Raw genomic sequence first — 23,211 nt, 5'->3', positions numbered from 1 at the left:
AACAGCCCCGAAGCGGGGCTTGGCGGAATTCTAGGGACACCATGGCCTTTGGCTTGTCAGCAGGGGCCTCGCTAGCATCGCGGCTCTTCCAACCGGAGATTCCATGCGCCGTCGTCATGCCCTGAGCCTGCTTGCCACCAGCCTGTCGCTCAGCCTGCCCGCCTTTGCCGCCACCGAGAGCGAACGCTTCCATCACTGGCTGGACGCCCAGTGGGAACTGACCCTGCAGCGCCAACCCATCCTCGCCACCGCCCTGGGCGACCCGCGCTACAACGACCGCCTCATCGACACGACGACAGCGGCCTACCGCGCCCAGGCCAAGCGCGAACTGCAGCAGACGCTGAAGGAACTCGGCGGTTTCAGGAAGGACCAGCTCGAGGCCAAGGACCGCATCTCCTACAGCATGCTCAAGCTGGACCTGGAGCAGAACCTGGCCGGCGAGCGCTTCCCCGACTGGATGCAGCCCATCAGCCAGATCGGCGGCCTGCCCAGCTTCCTGGCCCAGATGGGCACGGGCCAGTCCATCCAGCCCTTCAAGACGACCAAGGACTACGACGACTGGCTCAAGCGCCTGGCCCTGGCCGTGCCCCTGTTCGACGGCAGCATCGCCAATATGCGCGACGGTCTCAAGGCCGGCGTGACCCAGCCCAAGGCCGTCATGGAGAAGGTGCTGCCCCAGCTGCAGGCCCTGGCCGTGACCGACCCCGAGCAGAGCCTCTTCTGGGGCCCGATCAAGAACTTCCCCGAGGCCGTGCCGGCGGCCGACCGCGAGCGCATCACGGCCGAGATGCGCAAGCTGCTGTCTGCCCAGGTGCTGCCCGCCTACGCCCGCCTGCTGGCCTTTGTGCGCGACGACTACACGCCCAAGGCACGCAAGAGCACGGCCTGGTCGGCCCTGCCGGATGGCAAGGCCTGGTATGCCTATCGTGTGCAGCAATCGACGACGCTGAAGCTGTCGCCCGACGAGATCCATGCCATCGGCCTGAAGGAGGTCGCGCGCATCCTGGGCGAGATGGAGGGCGTGCGCAAGCAGGTCGGCTTCCAGGGCGACCTGAAGGTCTTCTTCAAGCATCTCCAGGACGACCCCAAGTACTACTACAGCAAGCCCGAGGACCTGCTCAACGGCTACCGCGAGCTGCAAAAGAAGATCAACGGCCTGACGCCCAAGCTCTTCGACATTCATCCGAAGGCCGACTACGAGGTCAAGGAGGTCGAGGCCTTCCGCGCCGAGAGCGCGGCGGGCGCGTCCTACCAGAACGGTACGGCCGACGGCTCGCGGCCTGGCGTCTTCTACGTCAACACCTTCAACCTGAAGGCCCAGCCCATCTTCGGCATGGAGACCCTGTCGCTGCACGAAGCCTCGCCGGGCCATCACTTCCAGATCTCCATCGCGCAGGAAGACCAGACCCTGCCCAAGTTCCGCCGCTACGGCAGCTCCTACACCGCCTATGTCGAGGGCTGGGCCCTGTATGCCGAGAGCCTGGGCAAGGAGCTGGGCCTCTTCACCGACCCCTACCAGTGGTATGGCCGCCTGTCCGACGAGCAGCTGCGCGCCATGCGCCTGGTCGTGGACACCGGCCTGCACCACAAGGGCTGGACGCGCGAGAAGGCCATCCAGTACATGCTGGACAACTCCTCCATGGCCGAGAGCGACGTCGTCTCCGAGGTCGAGCGCTACATCGTCTGGCCGGGCCAGGCCCTGGGCTACAAGATCGGCCAGCTGGAGATCACCAAGCTGCGCGCCGAAGCCACCGCGGCCCTTGGCCCGAAGTTCGACATCAAGGGCTTCCACCGCGTCGTGCTGACCGCCGGCCAGGTGCCGCTGCCGGTGCTGCGCGAACTGGTCATGGACTGGGTCAAGTCCAGGCGCTAAGGCCTCGCAAACCGCCGGCGGATTGCCGCCGCTGGCGGCCTTGCGTCGAGCCGGATTGGCGAGAAACCGCCGATCTTGCGCGTCTCTCCCGGGGCGGGGCGCGCGCACAAGCCTGGCACGCAAGCTGCTCATCCTGGGGCACACAACCACAGGAGACAGCCCCCATGTCAGCGATCTATCCCCCGACTTCGGACCGTCCGGTCGCAGCAGCGCCGGACCGCATTGAACTCAAGCGCGTCAAGGCCATCTTTGTCGGCTCCATCGGCAATCTCGTCGAGTGGTACGACTTCTATTGCTACGCGGCCTTCTCCCTCTATTTCTCGTCGTCCTTCTTCCCGTCCAGCGACCCGGTGGCCCAGTCCATGTCCACCGCGGCCATCTTTGCGCTGGGCTTCTTCATCCGGCCGGTCGGCGGCCTGCTATTCGGCTATATCGGCGATCGCCATGGCCGGCGCAAGGCGCTGATGGCCTCGGTGCTGCTGATGTGCGGCGGCTCGCTGCTCATCGCCTGTTCGCCCACCTATGCCGCCGTCGGCGTCTGGGCGCCGGCCATCCTGCTGGTTGCGCGCCTGCTGCAGGGCCTGAGCCTGGGCGGTGAGTACGGGTCCAGCGCCACCTATCTGTCGGAGATGGCCACGTCCAAGCACCGCGGCTTCTATTCCAGCTTCCAGTACGTGACGCTGATCGGCGGCCAGCTGACGGCTCTGGTCGTGCTGCTGGTGCTGCAGAACTTCGTGCTCGACGCGGCCGAGCTCAAGGCCTGGGGCTGGCGCATCCCCTTCTTCATCGGCGCGCTGCTGGCCGTCGTCGCGCTGATCATGCGTTCCGACCTGCCCGAGACCCAGGCCTTCGAGAAGCACAGAAGCCAGCACGGCAAGGACCGCATGGGCGGCTTCAAGCTGCTGCTGCAGCACCCGCGCGAATGCCTCATCGTCATCGGCCTGACCATGGGCGGCACCCTGGCCTTCTACGTCTACACGACCTATATGCAGAAGTTCCTGAAGCTGTCGGTGGGCCTGACGGACGCGCAGACCACGGCCGTGTCCGCCGCCAGCCTGGTTTTCGCGGCCCTGCTGCAGCCCCTCTACGGCGCGCTGTCGGACCGCATCGGCCGCAAGCCCCTGCTGCTGGGCTTTGCCATCCTGGGCACGCTGTTCACGGTGCCGCTGCTGACGGCCATCCGCCATGCGCAAGGCCCCTGGGAGGCCTTTGGCCTGATCGCCTGCGCCTGGCTCATCGTCAGCGGCTACACCTCCATCAACGCCGTCGTGAAGGCCGAGCTCTTCCCGGCCTCCATCCGTGCCACCGGTGTCGGCGTGCCCTATGCGATCGCGGTGTCGGTGTTCGGCGGCAGCGCCGAGTACGTGGCGCTGTGGTTCAAGCAGCAGGGCCTGGAGAGCGGCTTCTATTGGTACGCTACCGCGGTGATCGCCTGCTCGCTGCTCGTCTACGTCCTGATGCGTGACACGCGCCGGCATTCCAGGATCGATGCAGAAGCTGCAACCCACTGACCGACCCAAGCGGCCTCGCTGGCAACGCAGCCTTGCGCTGTTGTTGCTGGTGGTGCTGGGCGGCGCGGCAGTGGCCTACGCCGCGTGGCGATTGTCACTGGACTTGGCGTTGGGGCAGACGCAGGACGACGCCCAGCGCCATCTGCGCTTTGTCGCCCACGAGCTGACCGGCACCCTGGACAAATACGAGGCCGTGCCGCAGGTGCTGGCGCGGCATCCTGCCTTGTCCGGCTTGCTGACCGAACCGGGCTCGCGCCAACGCCAGGCGGATGTCAACGCCCTGCTTGAAAGCGTGGCCCGCGATGCCGCGGCGGCGGCCATCTTCCTCATCGACGCCAACGGCCTGACGCTGGCTTCGAGCAATTGGCGCGACGCCCAGACCTTTGTCGGCCAGAACTACGCCTACCGGCCGTACTTCCGCGACGCGATGGCGAGCGGCGGGGGGCACTTCTATGCGCGCGGCTCGACGACGGGCACGCCGGGCTATTTCATCGCCCACCGCCTTGCCGGCCGTGCGACGGGCGTTGTCGTGCTCAAGGTATCGCTGGACGAGATGGAGGCCAACTGGGCGCGCAGCGCCGGCGAGCTGATGCTGGCCGATGCGCGCGGTGTGGTCTTCCTGGCCAGCCGGCCCGAGTGGAAGTACCGCACGCTGCAGCCCTTGTCGCCGGCCGTACGCACGGAGCTGCACGAGACCCAGCAATACGGCGACCTGCCGCTGCCGGCGCTGGCGCGCGAACCCTCAAGCGCGTCGACCGGGTTGCGCATCGAACGCATCGCCACAGCGACCGCCAGGCTGCGCGCGCTGGTCACCGAGCTGCCGGTGGAAGGCCGCGGCTGGACGCTGCTGTCCTTCACCGAGATCCGCGGCGCCGAGCAGATCGCCGCCGGCCGCGCCTGGGCCGCGGGCCTGGGTTGGGTGTCCATCCTGCTGACGCTGGCCTATGTCCAGCTGCGCCGTCGCCGCGCCCGCGAGCGCCTGGCCGCCCAGGGCGAGTTGCGTGCCGCCTACGACAGCCTGGAGACCCGCATCGCCGAGCGCACCCGAGAGCTGCAGGCCCGCGTCGACGAGCTGCACCGCACCGAGCAGGCCCTGCGCGCGACCCAGGACGACCTCGTGCAGGCCGGCAAGCTCGCCGTGCTGGGCCAGATGGCGGCCAGCATCACCCACGAGATCAACCAGCCGCTGGCGGCCCTGCGGGCGCTCAACGACAACGCCCGCGTCTTCCTCGAGCGCGGCATGCAGGCCGATGCCGAAGGCAATCTCGAGGCCATCGACAGCCTCACCCAGCGCATCGCCGCCATCGTGGCCCAGCTCAAGGGCTTTGCGCGGCGTGACGAGCTGCGCGTGCAGCCCGTGGATGTGGCCACGGCCTTCCAGGCGGCCGTGGCCCTCGTCAGCGCCGAGGCGCGCCGCCAGCACATCAAGCTTGAATGCCCGCCCGTACCTCCAGGCCTGGCCGTGCAGGGTCAGCAGGTGCGCATTGAGCAGGTGCTCGTGAACCTGCTGCGCAACGGCATCGATGCCAGCGCCGAGAAGGGCGGCGGCACGGTCACGCTGCAGGCCGAGGTCGAGGCCGGCCAGGCCCTGCTGCGCGTGACGGATGACGGCCCGGGCCTGAGCGACGAGGTGCTGGCCCGTCTCTTCGAGCCCTTCTTCACGACCAAGCGCCGCGGCGACGGCCTCGGCCTGGGCCTGTCCATCTCGGCCTCCATCGCCAACGCCCTCGGCGGCTCGCTGCAGGGCGGCAACAGGCCCGAGGGCGGCGCCCAGTTCACGCTGAGGCTGCCCATCACACAATCCGCCCATGGCCCTGACTGACCCCATCGATGTGCTGCTCGTCGAGGACGACGAGCATGTGCGCCTGGCCACCACGCAGAGCCTGCGCCTGGCCGGCCTGCAGGCCCATGGCGTGGATTCGGCCGAGGCGGCGCAAGCCTGGTTGAAGCCGGGCTTTGCCGGCGTCGTCGTCTGCGATGTGCAACTGCCGGGCGACAGTGGCCTGGCGCTGCTGCAGCGCCTGGGCGAGCAGGACCCGGAGCTGCCCGTCATCCTCGTCACCGGCCACGGCGACATCGGCATGGCCGTGGAGGCCATGCGCGACGGCGCCTGGGACTTCATCGAGAAGCCTTTCTCGGCCGAACACCTCGTCGAGGTCGTGCGACGCGCGCTGGCCCAGCGCCGCCTGGTACTGGAGAACCGGCGCCTCAAGGCTCAGCTCGGTGGCGGCCCGGCCGATGGGCTGATCGGTGCCAGCGCCGCCATGGAGCAGGTGCGCATGCTGATTGGCACGCTGGGCCCCGCCAGGGTCGACGTGCTCATCCACGGCGAGACGGGAACGGGCAAGGAGGTCGTGGCGCGAGCACTGCACGCGGCCAGCGGCGCGCGCGGCGCGTTTGTCGCCATCAATTGCGGCGCTCTGCCGGAGAGCGTCTTCGAGTCGGAGATCTTCGGCGCCGAGGCCGGGGCCTACACGGGGGCCAACAAGCGCCGCATCGGCAAGCTGGAATTCGCCGGCGACGGCACGGTCTTCCTCGACGAGATCGAGTCCATGCCCCTGGCCCTGCAGGTCAAGATGCTGCGGGTGCTGCAGGAGCGCAGCGTGGAGCGCCTGGGCGCCAACACGGCCGTGCCGCTGGCCTGCCGCGTCGTCGCCGCGACCAAGGTGGACCTGCTGGCGCTGGCCCGGGAAGGGCGCTTCCGCGAGGACCTGTTCTACCGCCTGGACGTGGCCAGCATCGCGCTGCCGCCGCTGCGCCAGCGCCGCGAGGACATCCCGCTGTTGCTGGACCGTTTCTGCGCCCAGGCGGGCGAGCGCCTGCAGCGCGCCGTGCCGACATGGACTGGTGCCCAGCTCGCGGCCTGGCAGTCACGCGACTGGCCCGGCAATGTGCGCGAGCTGCGCAACTTTGCCGAGCGTTGGGTGCTGGGCCTGGTCGGTGAATCAGCGCCGGTTGCATCGTCGGTGCCCAGCAGGCCGGCGGCCCTGCCCGAGGCGCCGCTGGACGAAGCCCTGGCCGCGGTCGAGCGCCAGTGGATCGTGCAGGCCCTGCAGGAGAGCGGCGGCAATGTCGCTAAGGCCGGCGAACGCCTGGGCCTGGCGCGCAAGACCCTGCACGACCGCATCCGCCGCCTAGGCCTGGACGCCGACGCCTACCGCCCCAGCTGAAGCGCCGCGCTCGCGGTGCGCCCAGCGGTAGAGCAGGGGCAGCACCAGCAGCGTCAATGCCGTCGACGACAGGATGCCGCCGATGACGACGGTGGCCAGCGGCCGCTGCACCTCGGCGCCGGTGCCGGTGGCCAGGGCCATGGGCACGAAGCCCAGCGACGCGACCAGGGCTGTCATCAGCACGGGCCGCAGCCGCGACAGCGCGCCCTCGCGCACGGCGTCCTCCACGGTGGACCCGCCGTCCCGCAACGAGCGGATGAAGGCGATCATGACCAGGCCGTTCAGCACCGCGACGCCCGACAGCGCGATGAAGCCCACGCCAGCCGAGATGGACAACGGGATGCCGCGCAGCCACAGCGCCACGATGCCGCCGGTCAGCGCAAAGGGCACGCCGGTGAAGACGATGAGACCGTCGCGCAGATTGCCGAACATGGCGAACAGCAGCGCGAACACCAGGGCCAGGGCCAGCGGCACGACCAGCTTGAGGCGCTCGGTGGCCGACTGCAGCTGCTCGAACGTGCCGCCCCAGCTCGTCCAGTAGCCGGTGGGCACTCTCACCTTGGCTTGCAATGCAGCTTGGGCCTCGGCGACGAAGGAGCCGATGTCGCGTCCCCGCACATTGGCCGTCACGACGATGCGGCGCTTGCCGTTCTCGCGGCTGACCTGGTTGGGTCCGGGCGACTGCTCGAAGCGGGCCACCTCGCCAAGTTGGACATGGGCTCCGCCGGGCAGGCGGATCGGGAGCCGCTGCAACGCGTCGACGTCGCTGCGCAGGCCGTCGGGCAGGCGCACCTGGATGTCGAAGCGGCGGTCGCCCTGGAAGAGCACGCCGGCCTCCTGGCCGCCGATGGCCGTGGCGGCGGTCTGCTGCACGTCGGCCACGCTCAGGCCCAGCCGTGCGAGCCTGGCGCGGTCGATCTGCAGCGTCAGCATGGGCAGGCCCGTCGTCTGCTCGACCTTCACATCCGACCCGCCGTCCACGCCGCGCAGCGCGTCCGCGATCTGCCCGGCCGTCGCCTCCAGCACCGCCATGTCGTCGCCGAAGACCTTGACGGCCACGTCGCTGCGCACGCCGGAGATCAGCTCATTGAATCGCATCTGGATGGGCTGGGTGAACTCGTAGTTGTTGCCCGGCACGGTGGCGGCCAGGGCCTGCAGGTCCTCGACAAGGGACGCCGTGCTGCGTCGCGGGTCCGGCCATTCGGCGCGGGGCTTCAGCATCACATAGGTGTCGGCCACGCTGGGCGGCATGGGGTCGGTGGCGATCTCGGCCGTGCCGATCTTGGAGAAGACGCGCAGCACCTCCGGCTGGGCCAGCAGGGTGCGCTCCAGCTCGCGCTGCATCTGGACGGACTGGCTGAGCGACGTGCCGGGGATGCGCATCGCATGCGTCGTGATGTCGCCTTCGTCGAGGCTGGGCACGAACTCGCTGCCCATGCGCGTGGCCATCAGCGCGCTCAGGGCCACGCTGACCCCCGCGATGGCGAGCACCAGCGGCGGGTTGGCCAGCGTCCAGTGGAGCAGCGGCGTGTAGCCGCGCCTGGCCCAGCCCATCAGGCGGTTCTCCTTCTCGCCGACCCGCTCGCCGATGAAGAGGGCCACCGCCGCCGGCACGAAAGTGACCGACAGCAGCATGGCGCCCAGCAAGGCGATGACGACGGTGAAGGCCATGGGATGGAACATCTTTCCTTCCACGCCGCTCAAGGCAAAGATGGGCAGATAGACCACCATGATGATGAGCTGGCCGAACAGCAGCGGCCGGCGCGCCTCGCGGGCGGCGGCGAAGACCGCGTCGAAACGCTCGCCGCGCGTCAGCACCCGGCCGGCCGCGGCCTGGGCATGCGAGAGCCGCCTGACGCAGTTCTCGACGATGACGACGGCACCGTCGACGATGATGCCGAAGTCCAGAGCGCCCAGGCTCATCAGGTTGGCGCTGACCTTGTGGGCCACCATGCCGCTGAAGGTGAAGAGCATGGACAGCGGGATCACCGCCGCCGTGATGACGGCCGCGCGCAGGTTGCCCAGGAAGCCGAACAGGATGGCGACGACGAGCAGGGCGCCCTCCAGCAGATTCCTCTGCACCGTGGCGATGGCCTTGTCGATCAGCGTCGTGCGGTCGTAGACGGTCTGGGCGATGACGCCGGCGGGCAGGCTGCGGTTGATCTCCTGAAGCCGCCTGTCCACGGCCTGTGAGACCTGGCGGCTGTTTTCGCCCATCAGCATGAAGACCGTACCCAGCACGACCTCGCGGCCGTTCTCGGTGGCGGCGCCGCTGCGCAGCTCCTGGCCGAGGCCGACGTCGGCCACGTCGCGCACGCGCACCGGCACGCCCTGGGCGGTGCCGACGACGATGTCGGCAATGTCCTCGATGCTCGCCACCTGGCCCGGTGCACGGATCAGCACCTGTTCGCCGCGCCTCTCGATATAGCCGGCACCGACATTGGCGTTGTTGCGCTCCAGCGCCTGCACCAGCTCCTGCAGGGTGATGCCGTAAGCCACCAGCTTGTCGGGCCAGGGTGCGACCTGGTATTCCTTGGCGAAGCCGCCGATGGTGTTGATCTCGGTCACGCCGGGCACGGTGCGCAGCTGCGGCTTGACGATCCAGTCCTGGATCTCGCGCAGGTCGGTCGGCGTGTAGGGCGTGCCATCGGCCTTCAGCGCGCCGTCCTTGGCCTCGACGGTCCACATATAGATCTCGCCCAGGCCGGTCGCGATGGGGCCCAGCGTGGGCGTCAGGCCGGGCGGCAGCGCGGCGCGCGCCTGCTGGATGCGCTCGCCGACGAGCTGGCGGGCGAAGTAGAGGTCGGTGCCCTCGTTGAACACGACGGTGACCTGGGACAGGCCGTAGCGCGACAGCGAGCGCGTCTGCTCCAGCCTGGGCAGGCCGGCCATGGCCGTCTCGATGGCGAAGCTGACGCGCTGCTCGGCCTCCAGCGGCGAATAGCCCGGCGCCTCGGTGTTGATCTGGACCTGCACATTGGTGATGTCGGGCACGGCATCGATGGGCAGGCGCTGGTAGCTGAAGACGCCGAGGGCCGCCATGAAAAGCGCGGCCAGCAGCACCCCCCAGCGCTGGGCAATGGCGAATCGGATGAGGTTTTCAAACATGACGGAAGCTGTGAATGGACCGCGCGCGGCCGAGCAGGCCGTCGCGGCGTCGCCAGTCAAGGCGCAAAGCGGAGTCGCAGCGTGTGCTACGGCGAGCATTTGCAACGCCGAGTGGCGGCGTCGCGGCGGGATTAGCGGGCGTGTGTGGTTCGTTCATAGCTTCTTTAGTGCTCGTGCTCGGCTTCAGCCTTGCCGATGTCGGCCTTGACGAGGAAGCTGTTCCTCGCCGCATGGCGCTCGCCGGCCGACAGGCCCTGGAGCACCTCGACGTGCCGGCCGTCGCGCCTTCCCAGCGTCACGGGCCGGGCCTCGAACTGCTGGCCCTGACGCACGAAGACGACGCTGCGTTCGTCCAGCGTCTGCACGGCGTCGGTCGTGACGGCCACCGGCACTTCGGTGTCGCTGCCCTTGAGATCCACCGTGACCGGCAGGCCCGGCCGCCACAGGCCCTTGGGGTTGGCCAGCACGAGGCGGGCGGTGGCGCTGCGGCTTTGCTCGCCGACCAGGGCGCCCACATACCCGAGCCGGGCTTCGCCTTCGACCTCGAAGGCGGCGGCCCGGACTCGGGCCGTCATGCCGATATCCAGACGGTTCAGCTCCCTGGCGGGTACGGCCAGCTCGATCCACACGCTGGACAAGTCGGCGACCTGGAAGACGGCGGTGTCTTCCTTCAGCGCCTCGCCGACAGCGATCTTCTTGTCGACGATGACGCCGGCAATGGGCGAGCGGATCTCGTAGCGCGTCAGTCCCTGCGGCGTGGCCGCCGCCGAGGCGCCCAGTACGGCCAGCTTCTGATGCGCGTTCTCGGCGGCGATCTCGGCCTCGTGGAAGGCCTGGCGAGCCGCCAGATAGTCCTGCTCGGCGGAGATCTTGTCTTCCCAGAGCTTCTTCTCGCGTTCCAGCGTGTTGCGGGCCAGGGCCAGGCGCTTTTGCGCGGCGAGCAGCTCGCTGCGCTGGTCGGCGAGAGCGGGGCTGGACAGCAGGGCCAGCACCTGGCCGCGCTGCACGCGGTCACCCGCGTTCACGCGCACGGCCTCCACGAGGCCGGCCAGGCGCGGTGTCACGACGACGCTCTGGTCCTGATTGAGCTTGACCTCGCCGAGCAGCTGCAGCGCGGTCTCGATGCGGGCCGGCCCGGCCGCGGCAAGGGCGATGCCGTTATGGCGCAGCTGCTCGTCGCTGAAGCGGGTGCGCGGTGCGGCGGCAGGCGCCGATGCGGCTGCCTGAGGCTTCTCTTCGGCATGGCCATGGTCGTCATGGCCGGGCTTGGTGCCACCGCTGCGCAGGATGGCAGCGCCCAGCAGCAGGCCCACAGCCAGCACGGCGGCAATGGCGATGGCGTTTTTCTTGGGAATCATGTCTTTCATTCCTCGGAGGGGTTGCGGCCGAGCAGGCGCTCCAGGTCGGCGGCGGCGCGGTGGGCCGCGGCGCTGTCCTGCAGCAGCTGGCGGCGCAGCTGGAACAAGCTGCGCTGGGCGTCCAGCACGTCCAGGAAGGCGAACTTGCCGAGCTCATAGCCCTTGAGGGCCGTGTCATAGGCGGTCTGCGCCGTTGGCAGGGCTTCGTCGCGCAGCAGTTGCACCTGCTCGTGGCTGAGCCTCAGCCGAGAGCCGGCTTCGGCCACCTCGCCCTGCAGCTTCAGCGTCGCGACGGTCAGGGCCTCGCGGGCCTGGTCCTCGCGGCGCAGGGCCTGCAGCAGGGCGCCCTGGTTGCGGTCGTGCAGAGGCAGCGGCACGGAGAAGCCGATGACGGCCTGGGTGCGTCCCTGCTCGGCATCGCGCTTCGCGCCGACGGTGACGGTCAGGTCGGGCACGCGGCGGGCGCGTTCGCCCTCGGTGAGCGCCTGGTGGCGTGCGATGTCCAGCCGTGCCAGGCGCAGGGCCGGCGCATCGGGCAACTGCTCGGCCAGGCGCTGCTCATCGGGCAGGCGGGGCAGGGCGGTCGCGTCGCCTTCAGCCGGCGTGACGGCCTGTGGGCTTTGGCTCCACAGCGCGGCCAGGCGACCACGGGCCAGCAGCAACGCGCTTCTCGCCTGGGCCAGCTCGGCACGCGCGCCAGCCTCGGCCACGCGGGCCTTGGCGGGCTCCAGCGGCGCGACCTTGCCGGCCTGCAGCCGTTTGTCGGCGGCGTGGGCAGCACCGCGGGCCAACTCCAGCGACGACTCGGCCAGGCCCTGCTGCTGCTGGGCGGCCAGCAGCTCAGAGAAGGCCGCGGTGACGGCGGCGCGGATCTCGGCCTGCTTGGCCTGCAGCGCGACTGCGGCTTGCTCGCGCGTCTGCGCCGCTGCGGCCAGGCGCGCCGCGCGCTTGCCGCCGAGCTCGATGGCCTGGGACAGCTGCACGGTGCTGGTCCGTGTTGCGCTGCGCTGCGTGTCTTCGAGCAGCACGCCCAGCTCGGGATTGGGCCGGGCGCCGGCCTGCAGCTCGGCAGCTTGCAGCGCCTGCAGCTCCAGCCGCGCCGCGGCCAGTTCGGGGTTGTGGGCCTGGGCCAGGGCTCTCGCCTCGGCCAGCGTGATGGCGTGCGTCACGCCAGGGGCCAGCGCCATCAGCAGCGCCGGCAGGAAAGCAAGGGTTCGCATCGAACGCTCCAGTTGTTGGGACAACGACGGACGGTTCGGCGCGGCCGGCACCCGTCGGGTGCCTGCGCTTCAGTGGGATGGGGGAGAAGCGGCGCGCCGGATCAGGCGCGCAGCCAATTGGGGCGTTCGAGCCCGGCGGGGATGTGGGACTTGCGCCTGGCCGCATCGGCGGGCTCGGGGGCCAGGGCCAGTGGCGCGGCGAGAGCATCGCGCTCGGCCAGCGGCGTGGCGCAGCCGGCGTGGTGGCAGTGGCAATGGCCGGTCTCGCAGACCGGATGGGCGTCAGCGGCCTTGGCGGTGTGGGATTGCTCGCCCCCCAGCTGCGCCAGGCCGGTCTTCTGGCCGCCCAGCTCGTCCACGCAACACAGCGCCGCGCCCGCCCAGGACAGCTGCGCGGCGACGAGCAGGGTCAGCAGGACGAGGAAGCAGCGGCGCATGGCCGGGGATTCTATGCAGGGATGAGATTGCGCAGCGGCCGGCCGGCCTCGAAGTCGTCCAGGCTCTCGAGGGTGGTCGCCATGATCTGGCCGATGGCCTCGACGGTGAAGAAGGCCTGGTGGCCCGTCACGATGACGTTGGGGAAGGACACCAGCCGCTGGATGACGTCGTCCGTGATGATGGTGGACGACAGGTCCTGGAAGAACAGGCTGGCCTCCTGCTCGTAGACGTCGATGGCCAGCCCGCCGAGCTGGCCGCTCTTGAGCGCAAGCACGGCGGCCTCGGTGTCCACCAGGCCGCCGCGGCTGGTGTTGACGAGGATGGCGCCACGCTTCAGGCCGGCCAGCGATGCGGCGTTGACGATGTGGTGGGTGCTCGGTAGCAGCGGGCAATGCAGAGAGATGACATCCGACTGCGCCATCAGCTCCGGCACGGTCAGGTAGCGGCCGCCCAGCGCCTCGAAGGCCGGGTTGGCCACCACGTCATGGCCCAGCAGCGTGCAGCCGAAGCCATGCAGGATGCGCGCGAAGATCGCGCCGATCTTGCCCGTGCCGATGACGCCCACGGTCTTGCCGTGCAGATCGAACCCCATCAAGCCTTCCAGCTCGAAGTTGCCGTCGCGCGTGCGGGCGCTGGCGCGGGCGATCTTGCGGTTGACAGCCAGCAGCAGGCCCACGGCGAACTCGGCCACCGAGTGCGGCGAGTAGTCGGTCACGCGCACGACGGCCATGCCCAGCGCTGCGGCCGCCGAGGCGTCGATGTGGTTGTACCCGGTGGAGCGCGTGGCGACCAGGCGCGTGCCCTGGGCGGCCAGCCGGGCCAGCACCTCGGCATCCACGCTGTCGTTGACGAACACGCAGACGGCCGCGCAGCCTTCAGCCAGCCGCGCGGTGTCTGCGGTGAGCCGGTCCTGGACGAAGATCAGCTCGTGGCCAGCGTGCGCATTGGCCTGGGTCAGCAGGCGCTGGTCGTAGCGGCGGGCGCTGAAGACGGCGGTTTTCATGGCGGGTGAGGCGGGCTGGGTGACGCCCCATCCTAGGCGGACAGCGCCGGCCGGGAGCGGCGAAGGCTCAGTCCCTGCCGCTCAGCAGCGCGTCGCGCAGATTGGCGTCGGCCGGTGAGTCGCCGAACCAGATCTTCAGCACCATCGCGAAAAACTCGTCATCGCCGATGGGCTCACCCTGGGGCTGGCCCTGGATGTAGAACTGCGTGCCCTTGCCGGGCACGAAGTCCATCGTGAAGCTGTCGCCGGGCATCAGCTTGGCCTTGCCGGAGAAGACCTCGATGAGGCGGGTCGTCGCCAGCGTGTGGCGGGTCATCTGCTGGCTGGGCGTGTTGTCGCTGATGCCGCGCAGGAAGAGGCGGCCCAGGTCGGTGCCGGGCAGTTCGCGCAGGGCCGTGAATTGCAGGCGCTTGGGGCCTGGCAGGGCCAGCAGCTCGGCGGCCGTGCCGACATGCTTGCTCGTGTACAGACCCATGTCATAGGCCTTGAAGACCAGACGAACCCGCGTGCCCTTGCCATTGAGCTGCAGGGTGCTGCCGCCGAGCTGGGCCGTGGTGTCGAACTTGGTGGCGGTGGGAGCCGCGCCCGCCTGCAGGCAAAGCGCGGTGCCGGCGATCAGGGTGGCGAGGCGCACGCGCGCGGCGAGCGTCTGAGGCTGGGTCATGTCTTCTCCGAGGGGGCTCTTCTCGCAGCGGTGCCGCTGCGGCGACGCGATTCTGCGGTTGGAACCGGCTGTACCCGGCCGCCCGCCACCCTCGAATCAGGCGTGAATCCTCACAACCCGGGCCGGCCGGCCCTTGGCCTCGCGGGCGCGCAGCTGGCCACAGCCGCCTTCCACGTCCTGGCCTGCCGAGTCGCGCAGCTTGGTCAGCACGCCACGCGCACTCAGCTCGGCGGCAATGGCCCTCGCACGCTCCCAGCTCGGGCGCTGGAAGGGCAGGCCCTCGGCCGTGTTGAAGGGAATCATGTTGAGCAGGCCATAGCGGCCCTTGAGCAGGCGCACGATGCCGTCCAGCTCCTCGGGGCCGTCGTTGACGCCGTCCAGCAGCGTCCACTGGTACTGGATGGGATAGCCGCTGGCGCGGGCATAGGCGTCGGCCGCTTCGACGAGTTCTTCGGGCGACAGGCGCGGCGCGCGCGGCAGCAGGTCGGCGCGCTTGGCGGCGTCCGTCGTGTGCAGGGACAGGGCCAGGGCCGGCTTGACCTCGGACTCGTTCAAGGCCTCGAAGGCACGCTCGTCGCCGACGGTGGAGAACACCAGCTGCTTGTGCGCGAAGCCGCCCTCGCGGCCCAGCAGGGTGATGGCGTCCAGCACATTGGCGAGGTTGTGCGAGGGCTCGCCCATGCCCATGAAGACGACCTTCTTCAGCTGGGCGTTCTTGCACCGTGCCAGCACCACCTGGGCGACGATCTCGGCGCTGCCGACCTGGCGTATCAGGCCGTCCACGCCCGTCATGCAGAAACGGCAGCCGACAGCACAACCGACCTGGCTGGACACGCAGACGCCGTCGCGCGGCAGCAGCACGGTCTCCACCGTCTGGCCGTCGTTCAGCCCCAGCAGCAGCCGCGCGGACTGGCCATCGCCGCCGGCATGCTCGCTGCGCAGGGACAGCAGGCCTTCCAGCTCGGCCATCAGCCCCGGCAGGGCCTCCCAGACAGCCTTGGGCAGCCAGCCCTGCAGCGGCCGCTTGCCACCCTCCAGCGGCAGCCTGCGCACCCAGTGGCGCAGCACACGGCTTTCGTGGTCGGGGTTGGCGCCCAGCGCGCGCAGGCGCTGGCGGAGGTCGGCAATCAGCATGGGAACGGAGGTGACAACAGCCCCCGATTGTCGGCGCTATGCTGGATCGACCCTTTTGACGAGGAGACCGTCATGAGCCAGATGCCGAATTGCGCCCCCGAAGAGTGGGCAGTCCGCTGCGACCTCGCCGCCCTCTACCGCCTGGCCGCCCTGCAAGGCTGGGACGACCTGATCTTCACCCACATCTCGGCCCGCGTTCCCGGTCCCGAGCATCACTTCCTCATCAACCCCTACGGGATGATGTTCGAGGAGATCACGGCCAGCAGCCTGGTCAAGGTGGACAAGGCCGGCGAGAAGGTCGCGCCCAGCGACTACAACGTCAACCCGGCCGGCTTCATCATCCACAGCGCCGTGCACGAGGCCCGCGAGGATGCGAAGTTCGTCATGCATCTGCACACGGTGGCCGGCGTGGCGGTCAGCACGCAGCGTGAAGGCCTGCTGCCGATCTCCCAGCACAGCCTGTTCCCGCTGGCTTCCCTCAGCTATCACGACTACGAGGGCGTGGCCCTGAACCCGGACGAGAAGTCGCGCCTGGTGCGCGACCTGGGCAAGGCGTCGCTGATGATGCTGCGCAACCATGGCCTGCTGACCCTGGGCCACAGCGCCGCCGACACCTTCCTCAAAATGTTCATGCTGCAGCGTGCCTGCGAGATCCAGATTGCGGCGCAGGCGGGGGGCGGTGAGTTGATACGCATTCCGCAAGCCATCCTGGCCGGCATCCGGGCCCAGAGCGACAAGGTCATGCGTGGCTCCGGCGCCGAGCTGGCTTGGCCGGGCCTGCTGCGCCGCCTGGCGCGCCAGAACCCGGGCCACGACGCGTGACGCCCAGCATCGAGACCTGGCAAGCGGCGGGCCGCCATTTCGACTTCCGGGGCCGCAAGATCTTCATGCGGACCGACGGGCCGGCCGCCGCGCCGGCCCTGTTGCTGATCCATGGCTTCCCGACGGCGAGTTGGGACTGGTGCAAGCTCTGGCCCGACCTGGCGCAGACGCATCGCCTGGTCGCCGCCGACATGCTGGGCCTGGGCTTCTCGGCCAAGCCGCGCGGGCACCGCTACACGGTGGCGGAGCAGGCCGATCTCTTCCTCGCTGCCCTGGCCGAAGCTGGCGTCAGCGAGTGCGCCTTGCTGGCCCATGACCTCGGCGACACCATCGCCCAGGAGCTGATAGCCCGCGCGATCGAAGGCCGCCTGCCGGTCAGGCTGCGCGGCGTCATCCTGCTCAACGGCGGACTCTTCCCGGAGACGCATCGGCCGGTGCTGCTGCAGAAGCTCTTGCTGTCGCCGCTGGGGCCGCTGATCGCCCGCTTGTCCAGCCGCGCCAAGCTGGGCGCCAACCTGACCGCCATCGCAGGCGACGCGAAGCCGACGGCTGCCGAGCTGGATGCCATGTGGCAGTTGATGAGCCGGGACGACGGCCGGCTGGCCCTGCCGGGGCTGATCCGCTACATGGTCGAGCGCCGCGAGAACCGCGAGCGCTGGGTCGGGGCGCTGCAGCGCTGCCCGGTGCCGCTGACGGTCATCAACGGCAGTGCCGACCCGATCTCGGGCGCCCACATGATCGCCAGGCTGCGCGAACTGAAGATCGCGGCCGATATCGTCGAGCTGCCCCGCGTAGGCCACTACCCCCAGATGGAGGCGCCGCAGGCGGTGCTCGCCGCCGTGCAACACGCGCTGGCGAAGACAATGCCGCCACCATGATTCTTCGCCAGCGCCCCTCGGCCCTGCAGCTCTTCTTCGTGCTGCGCGGCTCCATCCTGGCCCGCATCCGCGGTGTGCTGCTGGCCAATGTGCTGCTGGCCGTCATCGTCACCCTGGGCCATCGCGCACTGCCGCGCGAGACCCTGATGCTGATGCTGTCGCCCATCCCGTTCTCGCTGATGGGCCTGCCGCTGGCCGTCTTCCTCGGCTTTCGCAACAGTTCCTGCTACGACCGCTACTGGGAGGCGCGCAAGCTCTGGGGCGAGCTGGTGCAGCGCTCGCGCAATCTCGCCCGCCAGGTGCTGCACCTCATCGACTGGCCCGCGCCGCCCGCCGAGGCGCGCGACCTGGCCGACATGCGCGTGCGCCTGCTGCTGCGCACGGCAGCCTTCTGCCATGCGCTGAAGGCCTTGCTGCGCGGCCGTGGCCAGGACGTCAGCGGCCTGCAGGGGCTGGTGGCGCCCGCCGAGCTGGCGACCCTGGGCGCCCTGGCATCCGCCCACAACCGGCCGGCCGCGCTGATGCTGAACCAGGGCGCCGACCTGGCGCGCTGCCGCCGCGACGGCCTGCTGGACGGCGTGCGCGCCGTGGAGATCGACGCGACGCTGAGCGCGATGACGGCCGCCGCCGCGGGCTGCGAGCGCATCCGCCACACGCCGCTGCCGTTTTCCTATGCCCTGCTGCTGCACCGCACGGCCTATCTCTACTGCTTTCTGCTGCCCTTCGGCCTGGTCGATGCCATCGGGCTGATGACGCCCCTGGTCGTCGCCATCGTGGCCTACACCTTCTTCGGCCTGGACGCGCTGGGCGACGAGATTGAGGAGCCTTTCGGCACCGAGGCCAACGACCTGCCGCTGGACGCCATCTGCCGCAGCATCGAGATCGAACTGCGCCAGGCCTTGGGCGACGCCGACACGCCGCCGCCTTTGCAGCCGGTGGACTACCTGTTGCTCTAATCCTCGGATGACCTCACGCTGTTTTGCCCTTGTGCCCGCTGCCGGCATCGGCGAGCGCTCCGGCGCTGGCATTCCCAAGCAATACGTCGAGATTGCCGGCCGCCCCATGCTGGCCCACACGCTGGCGGCGCTGGCGGCCGTGCCGCGCATCGCCCAGACCCTGGTGGTGCTGTCACCGGCCGACGATCGTTTCGAGGCGGCCGTGCCGGGACATGTCGGCTGGGTGGCCCGTGTCGGCGGCGCCAGCCGTGCCGAAAGCGTGCTGGGCGGCCTGGCCGAGCTGCGCCGCCGCGGTGCGGTCGATGACGACTGGGTGCTGGTGCATGACGCCGCCCGCTGCCTGCTGCGGCCCGAATGGGTCGATGCGCTGATCGACGCCTGCCTGCCCGATGCCGTCGGTGGCCTGCTGGCCCAGCCGATTGCCGACACGTTGAAGTCCGGCGATGCCGAGGGCCGCGTGACGGCCACCATCGATCGCCGCGACAAATGGGCCGCACAGACGCCGCAGATGTTCCGCCTCGGTCTGGTCGAAAAGGCGCTCGCTGCAATGGGCGCAGCGGCGACCGATGAAGCCAGCGCCGTCGAAGCTCTGGGCCTGGCACCGCGGCTGGTGCGGGCGTCGATGGCCAATTTCAAGGTGACCTGGCCCGAGGACTTCGAACTGGCCGAGCGCTGGCTCAGAGCTTCAGCACCAGATCCTCGCCGCTGAGGAAGTCGCCGTTGGCTGGCACGTCGAGGTCGCGTTCCAGCGTGCCGCGCAGCTTGAGCTTGGCGGCCTGTTCGGGTGCGATGCGCAGCCGCAGCGCACCGGGCAGCACCTGGTGGAAGAGGTAGTAGCCGTCGGCCGAACTCGTCGTCGTCGCAAGGACCTGGCCCTTGGCACCGACCAGCTCGACCTGAGCGTCGCCGATGCCGCGCTTCTTGCCACCGGCCTCGACGAGGTAGATGGTGCCTTCGACCTCGGAGCTCAGCACCACCGGGAACTCCAGCTGCTCGACGCGGCCGGGCCGCGGCAGCACGCGCGCGCCGGGCGTCAGCGGCTTCCACTGCGGGTCCTCCAGCGTGGCCGGGTCCAGCGCGATATCGGCATAGCGGCCCGGTGCCAGGCGGTTCAGGAAGGCGATGCCGCCGACGTCGGTCAGGCGCGGATGCCGGCCGCCGCCGTTGAGGATGAAGCCGGCATTGGAGACGAACTCCTCGCCGGGGTCGCGGATGCCGTTCATGTTGCGGTCGACAAAGGCGCGGGCCGAGACGGCACCCGTGCCGGCCAGGGGCTGGCCGTCGAACTGCCAGCGGCCGCTGCGCGGGTCGCGGTCCAGGGCGACGAAGAGCTGCAGGCCCAGGGCCAGCTCGCGCTGGCTGGAATAGCTGGCGCTCAGGGCCAGGCCGAAGCTGCCGAGGTTCTTGGCAAGGCCGGCCGAGACCAGGGTCAGGCCCGAATCCATGCTGCGCAGCAGGCCGGCGTTGAGCTGGTAGCCGTCGGCCAGATTGCGGTCGGCGCTGATGGCGACGGCCTGCAGGCTGCTGCCGGGTTGCAGGCGGTAGTTGAACTGCGCGTTCAGGCCGATGTCGGCCACGCGGCGACTGATCTGCAAGGCGCCGTCGGTCATCGTCTGGTCACCCAGGCGCTGCCAGCGCAGGCTGTTGGACAGGGCCGTGCCCCAGAACATCAGCGAGGTGCGCAGACCGAGCTGCAGATCGGTGCCGCCATAGTCCAGCACGCTGCGCAGCACGCTGGTGTCCAGCATCAGGCGCGGCAGGGTGCCGAGCTTGATGCTGCCCTGCAGGCGCAGCTCGTCGCGCCGGCGCATCGTGAACTGGTCGCTGCTGAAGCTGCCCTGGCGCTGGGTGTGCAGGGCGTCCAGCGCAAAGCCGCCCAGGCGCGTCTTCAGGCCGAGCTCGCCCAGGGCGCCGCCGCGCACACCGGTCAGCTGGCCGCTCAGGATCATGGCGTCGAGGTAGGCCAGCAGTCCCAGCTGGCCATAGTCCATGGCCTCGGTGGCGACGCCGCCGACCAGGCGCGGCCGGCGCACCAGGCCGAGCTTGCCGGTCAGCTTCTTGCCCAGACCGATGTCGGCCTGGGCCACGCTGCGCACCGAACCGTCGTCGGCGACCTGCGAGGCCAGGGTGTAGAAGAGCTCGCCGGGCTTCACGCTGGCCTGGTCGAGCAGGAAGCTCTGCTTTTCGACGCGCAACTGGCCCAGCGGGCCGTGGAAGACCAGGCGGAACTCGTTGGCGCCGAAGGACAGCGGCAGGTCGTCGAAGGCGTACTGGCCGTCGGCGCGCGAGGACTGGTAGCCCAGCAGCTGGTCGTTGTAGTACAGGGTCACGTCCCAGCCGGGCGGCAGGTCGCCGCGCAGGCTGTGGCGGTCGAAGCTGTTGGGCTGGTCCAGCGGCCGGTTGCTGACGGCCACGCCATTGCCCTTGGCGCTGCCCGCCATGACATTGCGCACGCTGGGCAGGGTCAGGTTGCCCAGGGCCACCGAACGCGCCTTCATCGGGCCCAGCAGGCCGGCGTCGGGGTCGTTGCGGGCCAGGGTCACGCGCAGGTCGGGCGTGGCCTTGTCCTGGGTCTTGAGCACATAGGCCGAGCCCTCCATGCCGAGCAGGTCGCTGGTCAGATAGGCCGTGTAGGCGGCCTTGTACTGGCGCGAGTGGCGGCCGTAGCGGGCATCGGCGCCGAGGGACTGGTCGATGGACGGCACGCCGATGGCGCCCGGCGTGGACGGCGCATAGGGGTAGTTGGGCCGCTCGGCGGGCTGCAGGCCGGCCAGGGCCGCGGCCAGGCGCTCGCGCTCGAGCTTTTCCTGCAGCGGCAGCTTTTCGCTCGGGATGACCTTGAGCTTGAGCGTGGCAAGGTCCAGCTGCAGGTCCAGCGGCAGCCAGCGCGTCAGCAGTTGGCGCGACACATAGATGTCGTCACCGACGACGCCGGCCAGGCGTGGCTCGAAGTTCTGCTCGCGCCCGCCCACGCTGGCCAGGGCCTCGGGCAGGTTCAGCGCAAAGGCGCGGTCGCGCGGCAGGCGGCCCTCGGCGCTGCCGCGGTCGGGCCGCACCTGGATGGCCAGGGTCAACAGGCGCGACAGCTCGCCCAGCGGCAGCAGGGTCTGGGTGCCGTCCTGGTAGGCGGAGAAGCTGTCCGAAATGACCTGCCCGTCCAGCACCACTTCCAGCACGAGGAGGTTGTTCTCATCGATGCGATGCGGCCCCGGCGGCGGCGCAGGGGCGGGCGCCACGGCGACGGCGGAGGTGTCGCGTGCGCGCAGCCGCAGCTGCCAGTGCGGCAGGTCCACGGCGACCTCGAGGCTGAGCCAGCGCGCCAGCAGCTGGGTCGACACGTAGATGTCGCCGCCAATGGCCTGGGCCAGGCGCGGCTCGAAGGACTGGCGGCGCTCGCCGATGCGCATGCTGGACTCGACGAGGTCCAGGCAGAAGGGCTCGCCAGAGCCGGGCAGGGTGCCGGCGGCGCGGCCGGTGGCGGTCTGCACGCGCACGTTCAGCCCCAGCAGGCGCGACACGGCGGCCAGCGGCAGCAGCACCTGGTAGTCGGTCTGGAAGACATCCAGTGGTTCGGCCAGCTTGCGGCCGTCGACCTGCACTTCCAGTTGCCGCAAGGGCGTGGGCGCGTCGTCGGGCGAGGCCAGGGCCAGCAAGGGCCACGCGGCCAGGGCAGCGAGGACGAGGCGGACGACGCAGCGGGCCATGGCGCGCGGGCGCCGGCCCGTCAGGGGAGGGCGAGGGCGGTCTCGGCCAGCAGCTTGCCGCCGGACTCGGGCCGCTCGCGGAAGGCCAGCTTCAAGGTGCCGGCGGGCAGGGCGTTGCCGGAGGGCAGTTGCAGCGGCAGCTGCACGCGCCGGCTGGCATTGGGCACATAGACGGCGACACCGCCGGCGCGCGCGACCTCGAAGGTCACGCCGGCCGTCGTCGTGAAGGTGGCGAGCAGGTCGCCGTAGACGGAGCGGTTGCCGTCGCGCTTCATCTGGAATGACAGCAGGCCGGGGCCACCTGCGGCAGGCGGCTGCACGGCCAGGTCGGCGAGGTCCAGCTTGGCCTGGGTGTCGCCCTGGCGCACGATGACGGGAATGGAGGCGCCGACGAGAGCCTGGATGGTGACGCCGACGTCCTGCACGCCACGCTTGGCCACGTCCTCGACGCTGGTGGCGCCGGTGGCGTCGGCGACGCGGTCGAACTGCAGATGCGAGCGGTATTCGCCCGCGGCCAGGTCCTCGGGCTTGCGCAGCAGGATGCGCACGATCTGGGAGCCGCCGGGCGGGATGGTGACCTGGCGCGGCGAGTAGCGCAGCATGGCGTCGGCGAACTGCTCACCGGGGCCGGGCTGCTCGATGGCGATGAACTCGCCGTTCGGGCCCATGCGGCGGTTGACGAGGTGGATGCGATAGGTCTCGGGCGTCTTGCCCTGGTTCATCAGCTCGACCTGGGCGGCACGCTGCTTGTCGAAGACGATGCGCGTCGGGAACAGCATCAGGTCCGCGAACGCAGCGCGCGACAGCAGCAGCCCGAGGGCCGCCAGCAGGAAAAGCTTGGGTGTTGCACGCATGCCGGCATGGTCGCCAGGACTTGAGGGCGGCAAAGCCCGCAAAAGCGCCGCATTCACGGCCCAATTTGCTACTGGTAGTTGACTGTCACGCTGAAGCTGCCGCTGTAGGCACCCGTGCCCTGCAGATTGCCGACGCTGAGCGTAGCGCCGACGTTGATGGTCTGGGTGCCACCGCCGGACAGCACGCCCGTCACCGACGGGCTGCTGGAGAAGCTGTTCAGGGCCATGCTGCCGCTGCCGCCATCGGTCAGGAAGGTCGTGCCGTCGATGGGCAGGGAGATGGTGAACACGGCGTTGGGCGTGCCGCTGATGGTGAACTGCGCGGCGCTGGCCGTGCCGGACTGGTTGACGAGGATGACGCTGCCCGTCTTCATGCGTCCACCGCCCGGCGCCACCGTGATGGTGCCGCCGCTGCCGGCCGTGAAGGCGCCGAAGGACAGGGCGCCGTTGTTGGTCAGCGTCTGCGCCGGCGCGGCCGTGCAGGCCAGCATCAGGGCCCAGGGCAGGCAGCGCTTCAT

The 23,211-nt window shown here is 69.9% G+C and carries 18 protein-coding genes; 8 read left to right on the top strand and 10 right to left on the bottom strand.

Going from position 1 to position 23,211, the window contains the following annotated elements; genetic code table 11:
• The first annotated feature begins 103 nt into the window (after nucleotides 1–103).
• The 4 genes from J2X20_RS04165 to J2X20_RS04150 all read left to right on the top strand — a co-directional run bounded on the left by J2X20_RS04165 (nucleotide 104) and on the right by J2X20_RS04150 (nucleotide 6,554).
• Entirely contained in the window at nucleotides 104–1,873 is a 1,770-nt protein-coding gene (locus J2X20_RS04165; protein WP_310261266.1) for a DUF885 domain-containing protein, read from the top strand.
• A 164-nt stretch (nucleotides 1,874–2,037) separates the two neighbouring features.
• Nucleotides 2,038–3,384, top strand: coding sequence for an MFS transporter (locus J2X20_RS04160; RefSeq protein ID WP_310261263.1), 1,347 nt, complete (start codon nucleotides 2,038–2,040; stop codon nucleotides 3,382–3,384).
• Nucleotides 3,362–5,206, top strand: a complete 1,845-nt coding sequence (locus tag J2X20_RS04155) for an ATP-binding protein (protein WP_310261261.1) — start codon at nucleotides 3,362–3,364, stop codon at nucleotides 5,204–5,206. Before J2X20_RS04160 ends, J2X20_RS04155 begins: the two co-directional genes overlap by 23 nt.
• Nucleotides 5,193–6,554 carry a sigma-54-dependent transcriptional regulator gene (locus J2X20_RS04150; protein ID WP_310261258.1) on the top strand — a complete coding sequence of 454 codons (1,362 nt, stop codon included), beginning with the start codon at nucleotides 5,193–5,195 and terminating at the stop codon, nucleotides 6,552–6,554. The genes J2X20_RS04155 and J2X20_RS04150 overlap by 14 nt, the downstream gene beginning before the upstream one ends.
• Here the strand turns inward: J2X20_RS04150 and J2X20_RS04145 are convergent.
• From J2X20_RS04145 to J2X20_RS04115, 7 genes are all read right to left on the bottom strand, one after another.
• Nucleotides 6,519–9,662 (bottom strand): efflux RND transporter permease subunit, encoded by a 3,144-nt coding sequence (locus tag J2X20_RS04145; protein ID WP_310261255.1) that lies wholly within the window; start codon nucleotides 9,660–9,662, stop codon nucleotides 6,519–6,521. The two genes, J2X20_RS04150 and J2X20_RS04145, sit on opposite strands and share 36 nt — an antisense overlap.
• Before the next feature lie 164 nt (nucleotides 9,663–9,826).
• Nucleotides 9,827–11,020: an efflux RND transporter periplasmic adaptor subunit gene (locus J2X20_RS04140; RefSeq protein WP_310261249.1), complete on the bottom strand. Its 1,194-nt coding sequence runs from the start codon at nucleotides 11,018–11,020 to the stop codon at nucleotides 9,827–9,829.
• Nucleotides 11,021–11,025: 5 nt separating this feature from the next.
• Nucleotides 11,026–12,240 (bottom strand): TolC family protein, encoded by a 1,215-nt coding sequence (locus J2X20_RS04135; protein ID WP_310261246.1) that lies wholly within the window; start codon nucleotides 12,238–12,240, stop codon nucleotides 11,026–11,028.
• A 101-nt stretch (nucleotides 12,241–12,341) separates the two neighbouring features.
• Nucleotides 12,342–12,677 carry a hypothetical protein gene (locus tag J2X20_RS04130; RefSeq protein WP_310261243.1) on the bottom strand — a complete coding sequence of 112 codons (336 nt, stop codon included), beginning with the start codon at nucleotides 12,675–12,677 and terminating at the stop codon, nucleotides 12,342–12,344.
• Nucleotides 12,678–12,688: 11 nt separating this feature from the next.
• On the bottom strand, nucleotides 12,689–13,681 hold the full coding sequence (locus J2X20_RS04125) for a 2-hydroxyacid dehydrogenase (protein WP_310261240.1): 993 nt from the start codon (nucleotides 13,679–13,681) through the stop codon (nucleotides 12,689–12,691).
• 67 nt (nucleotides 13,682–13,748) lie between these two features.
• Nucleotides 13,749–14,345: a chalcone isomerase family protein gene (locus tag J2X20_RS04120; RefSeq protein ID WP_310261238.1), complete on the bottom strand. Its 597-nt coding sequence runs from the start codon at nucleotides 14,343–14,345 to the stop codon at nucleotides 13,749–13,751.
• 96 nt (nucleotides 14,346–14,441) lie between these two features.
• Entirely contained in the window at nucleotides 14,442–15,479 is a 1,038-nt protein-coding gene (locus J2X20_RS04115; protein ID WP_310261235.1) for an RNA methyltransferase, read from the bottom strand.
• 72 nt (nucleotides 15,480–15,551) lie between these two features.
• Here J2X20_RS04115 and J2X20_RS04110 point away from each other — a divergent pair, with 72 nt between their 5' ends.
• The 4 genes from J2X20_RS04110 to ispD are packed head-to-tail and all read left to right on the top strand — an operon-like array spanning nucleotide 15,552 to nucleotide 18,844.
• On the top strand, nucleotides 15,552–16,301 hold the full coding sequence (locus tag J2X20_RS04110; protein ID WP_310261232.1) for a class II aldolase/adducin family protein: 750 nt from the start codon (nucleotides 15,552–15,554) through the stop codon (nucleotides 16,299–16,301).
• Nucleotides 16,298–17,179 carry an alpha/beta fold hydrolase gene (locus J2X20_RS04105; RefSeq protein ID WP_310261229.1) on the top strand — a complete coding sequence of 294 codons (882 nt, stop codon included), beginning with the start codon at nucleotides 16,298–16,300 and terminating at the stop codon, nucleotides 17,177–17,179. The genes J2X20_RS04110 and J2X20_RS04105 overlap by 4 nt, the downstream gene beginning before the upstream one ends.
• Nucleotides 17,176–18,135 (top strand): bestrophin family protein, encoded by a 960-nt coding sequence (locus J2X20_RS04100; protein ID WP_310261226.1) that lies wholly within the window; start codon nucleotides 17,176–17,178, stop codon nucleotides 18,133–18,135. Before J2X20_RS04105 ends, J2X20_RS04100 begins: the two co-directional genes overlap by 4 nt.
• A gap of 7 nt (nucleotides 18,136–18,142) precedes the next feature.
• Complete coding sequence (gene ispD, locus J2X20_RS04095; protein ID WP_310261222.1) at nucleotides 18,143–18,844, top strand: 2-C-methyl-D-erythritol 4-phosphate cytidylyltransferase; 702 nt, start codon at nucleotides 18,143–18,145, stop codon at nucleotides 18,842–18,844.
• On the opposite strand, the gene J2X20_RS04090 is transcribed toward ispD, so the two are convergent.
• The 3 genes from J2X20_RS04090 to J2X20_RS04080 form a co-directional block, all read right to left on the bottom strand.
• Entirely contained in the window at nucleotides 18,813–21,839 is a 3,027-nt protein-coding gene (locus J2X20_RS04090; protein ID WP_310261219.1) for a hypothetical protein, read from the bottom strand. The genes ispD and J2X20_RS04090 overlap by 32 nt on opposite strands.
• A 20-nt stretch (nucleotides 21,840–21,859) precedes the next feature.
• The gene (locus tag J2X20_RS04085; protein ID WP_310261216.1) at nucleotides 21,860–22,693 is read right to left on the bottom strand and encodes a fimbrial biogenesis chaperone; all 834 of its coding nucleotides are present in this window, start codon (nucleotides 22,691–22,693) and stop codon (nucleotides 21,860–21,862) included.
• A gap of 68 nt (nucleotides 22,694–22,761) precedes the next feature.
• Nucleotides 22,762–23,211, bottom strand: coding sequence for a DUF4402 domain-containing protein (locus J2X20_RS04080; protein ID WP_310261212.1), 450 nt, complete (start codon nucleotides 23,209–23,211; stop codon nucleotides 22,762–22,764).

The organism is Roseateles saccharophilus, from assembly GCF_031458095.1.
GTDB lineage: Bacteria > Pseudomonadota > Gammaproteobacteria > Burkholderiales > Burkholderiaceae_C > Pelomonas > Pelomonas saccharophila_A.
This window is presented reverse-complemented; position numbering and strand designations above follow the sequence as displayed.

What these genes read in the sequence shown, in the direction of transcription:
- J2X20_RS04165 (WP_310261266.1), top strand. Translation starts at nt 104, where the DNA reads ATGCGCCGTCGTCATGCCCTGAGCCTGCTTGCCACCAGCCTGTCGCTC.
- J2X20_RS04160 (WP_310261263.1), top strand. Translation starts at nt 2,038, where the DNA reads ATGTCAGCGATCTATCCCCCGACTTCGGACCGTCCGGTCGCAGCAGCG.
- J2X20_RS04155 (WP_310261261.1), top strand. Translation starts at nt 3,362, where the DNA reads ATGCAGAAGCTGCAACCCACTGACCGACCCAAGCGGCCTCGCTGGCAA.
- J2X20_RS04150 (WP_310261258.1), top strand. Translation starts at nt 5,193, where the DNA reads ATGGCCCTGACTGACCCCATCGATGTGCTGCTCGTCGAGGACGACGAG.
- J2X20_RS04145 (WP_310261255.1), bottom strand. Translation starts at nt 9,662, where the DNA reads ATGTTTGAAAACCTCATCCGATTCGCCATTGCCCAGCGCTGGGGGGTG.
- J2X20_RS04140 (WP_310261249.1), bottom strand. Translation starts at nt 11,020, where the DNA reads ATGATTCCCAAGAAAAACGCCATCGCCATTGCCGCCGTGCTGGCTGTG.
- J2X20_RS04135 (WP_310261246.1), bottom strand. Translation starts at nt 12,240, where the DNA reads ATGCGAACCCTTGCTTTCCTGCCGGCGCTGCTGATGGCGCTGGCCCCT.
- J2X20_RS04130 (WP_310261243.1), bottom strand. Translation starts at nt 12,677, where the DNA reads ATGCGCCGCTGCTTCCTCGTCCTGCTGACCCTGCTCGTCGCCGCGCAG.
- J2X20_RS04125 (WP_310261240.1), bottom strand. Translation starts at nt 13,681, where the DNA reads ATGAAAACCGCCGTCTTCAGCGCCCGCCGCTACGACCAGCGCCTGCTG.
- J2X20_RS04120 (WP_310261238.1), bottom strand. Translation starts at nt 14,345, where the DNA reads ATGACCCAGCCTCAGACGCTCGCCGCGCGCGTGCGCCTCGCCACCCTG.
- J2X20_RS04115 (WP_310261235.1), bottom strand. Translation starts at nt 15,479, where the DNA reads ATGCTGATTGCCGACCTCCGCCAGCGCCTGCGCGCGCTGGGCGCCAAC.
- J2X20_RS04110 (WP_310261232.1), top strand. Translation starts at nt 15,552, where the DNA reads ATGAGCCAGATGCCGAATTGCGCCCCCGAAGAGTGGGCAGTCCGCTGC.
- J2X20_RS04100 (WP_310261226.1), top strand. Translation starts at nt 17,176, where the DNA reads ATGATTCTTCGCCAGCGCCCCTCGGCCCTGCAGCTCTTCTTCGTGCTG.
- ispD (WP_310261222.1), top strand. Translation starts at nt 18,143, where the DNA reads ATGACCTCACGCTGTTTTGCCCTTGTGCCCGCTGCCGGCATCGGCGAG.
- J2X20_RS04090 (WP_310261219.1), bottom strand. Translation starts at nt 21,839, where the DNA reads ATGGCCCGCTGCGTCGTCCGCCTCGTCCTCGCTGCCCTGGCCGCGTGG.
- J2X20_RS04085 (WP_310261216.1), bottom strand. Translation starts at nt 22,693, where the DNA reads ATGCGTGCAACACCCAAGCTTTTCCTGCTGGCGGCCCTCGGGCTGCTG.
- J2X20_RS04080 (WP_310261212.1), bottom strand. Translation starts at nt 23,211, where the DNA reads ATGAAGCGCTGCCTGCCCTGGGCCCTGATGCTGGCCTGCACGGCCGCG.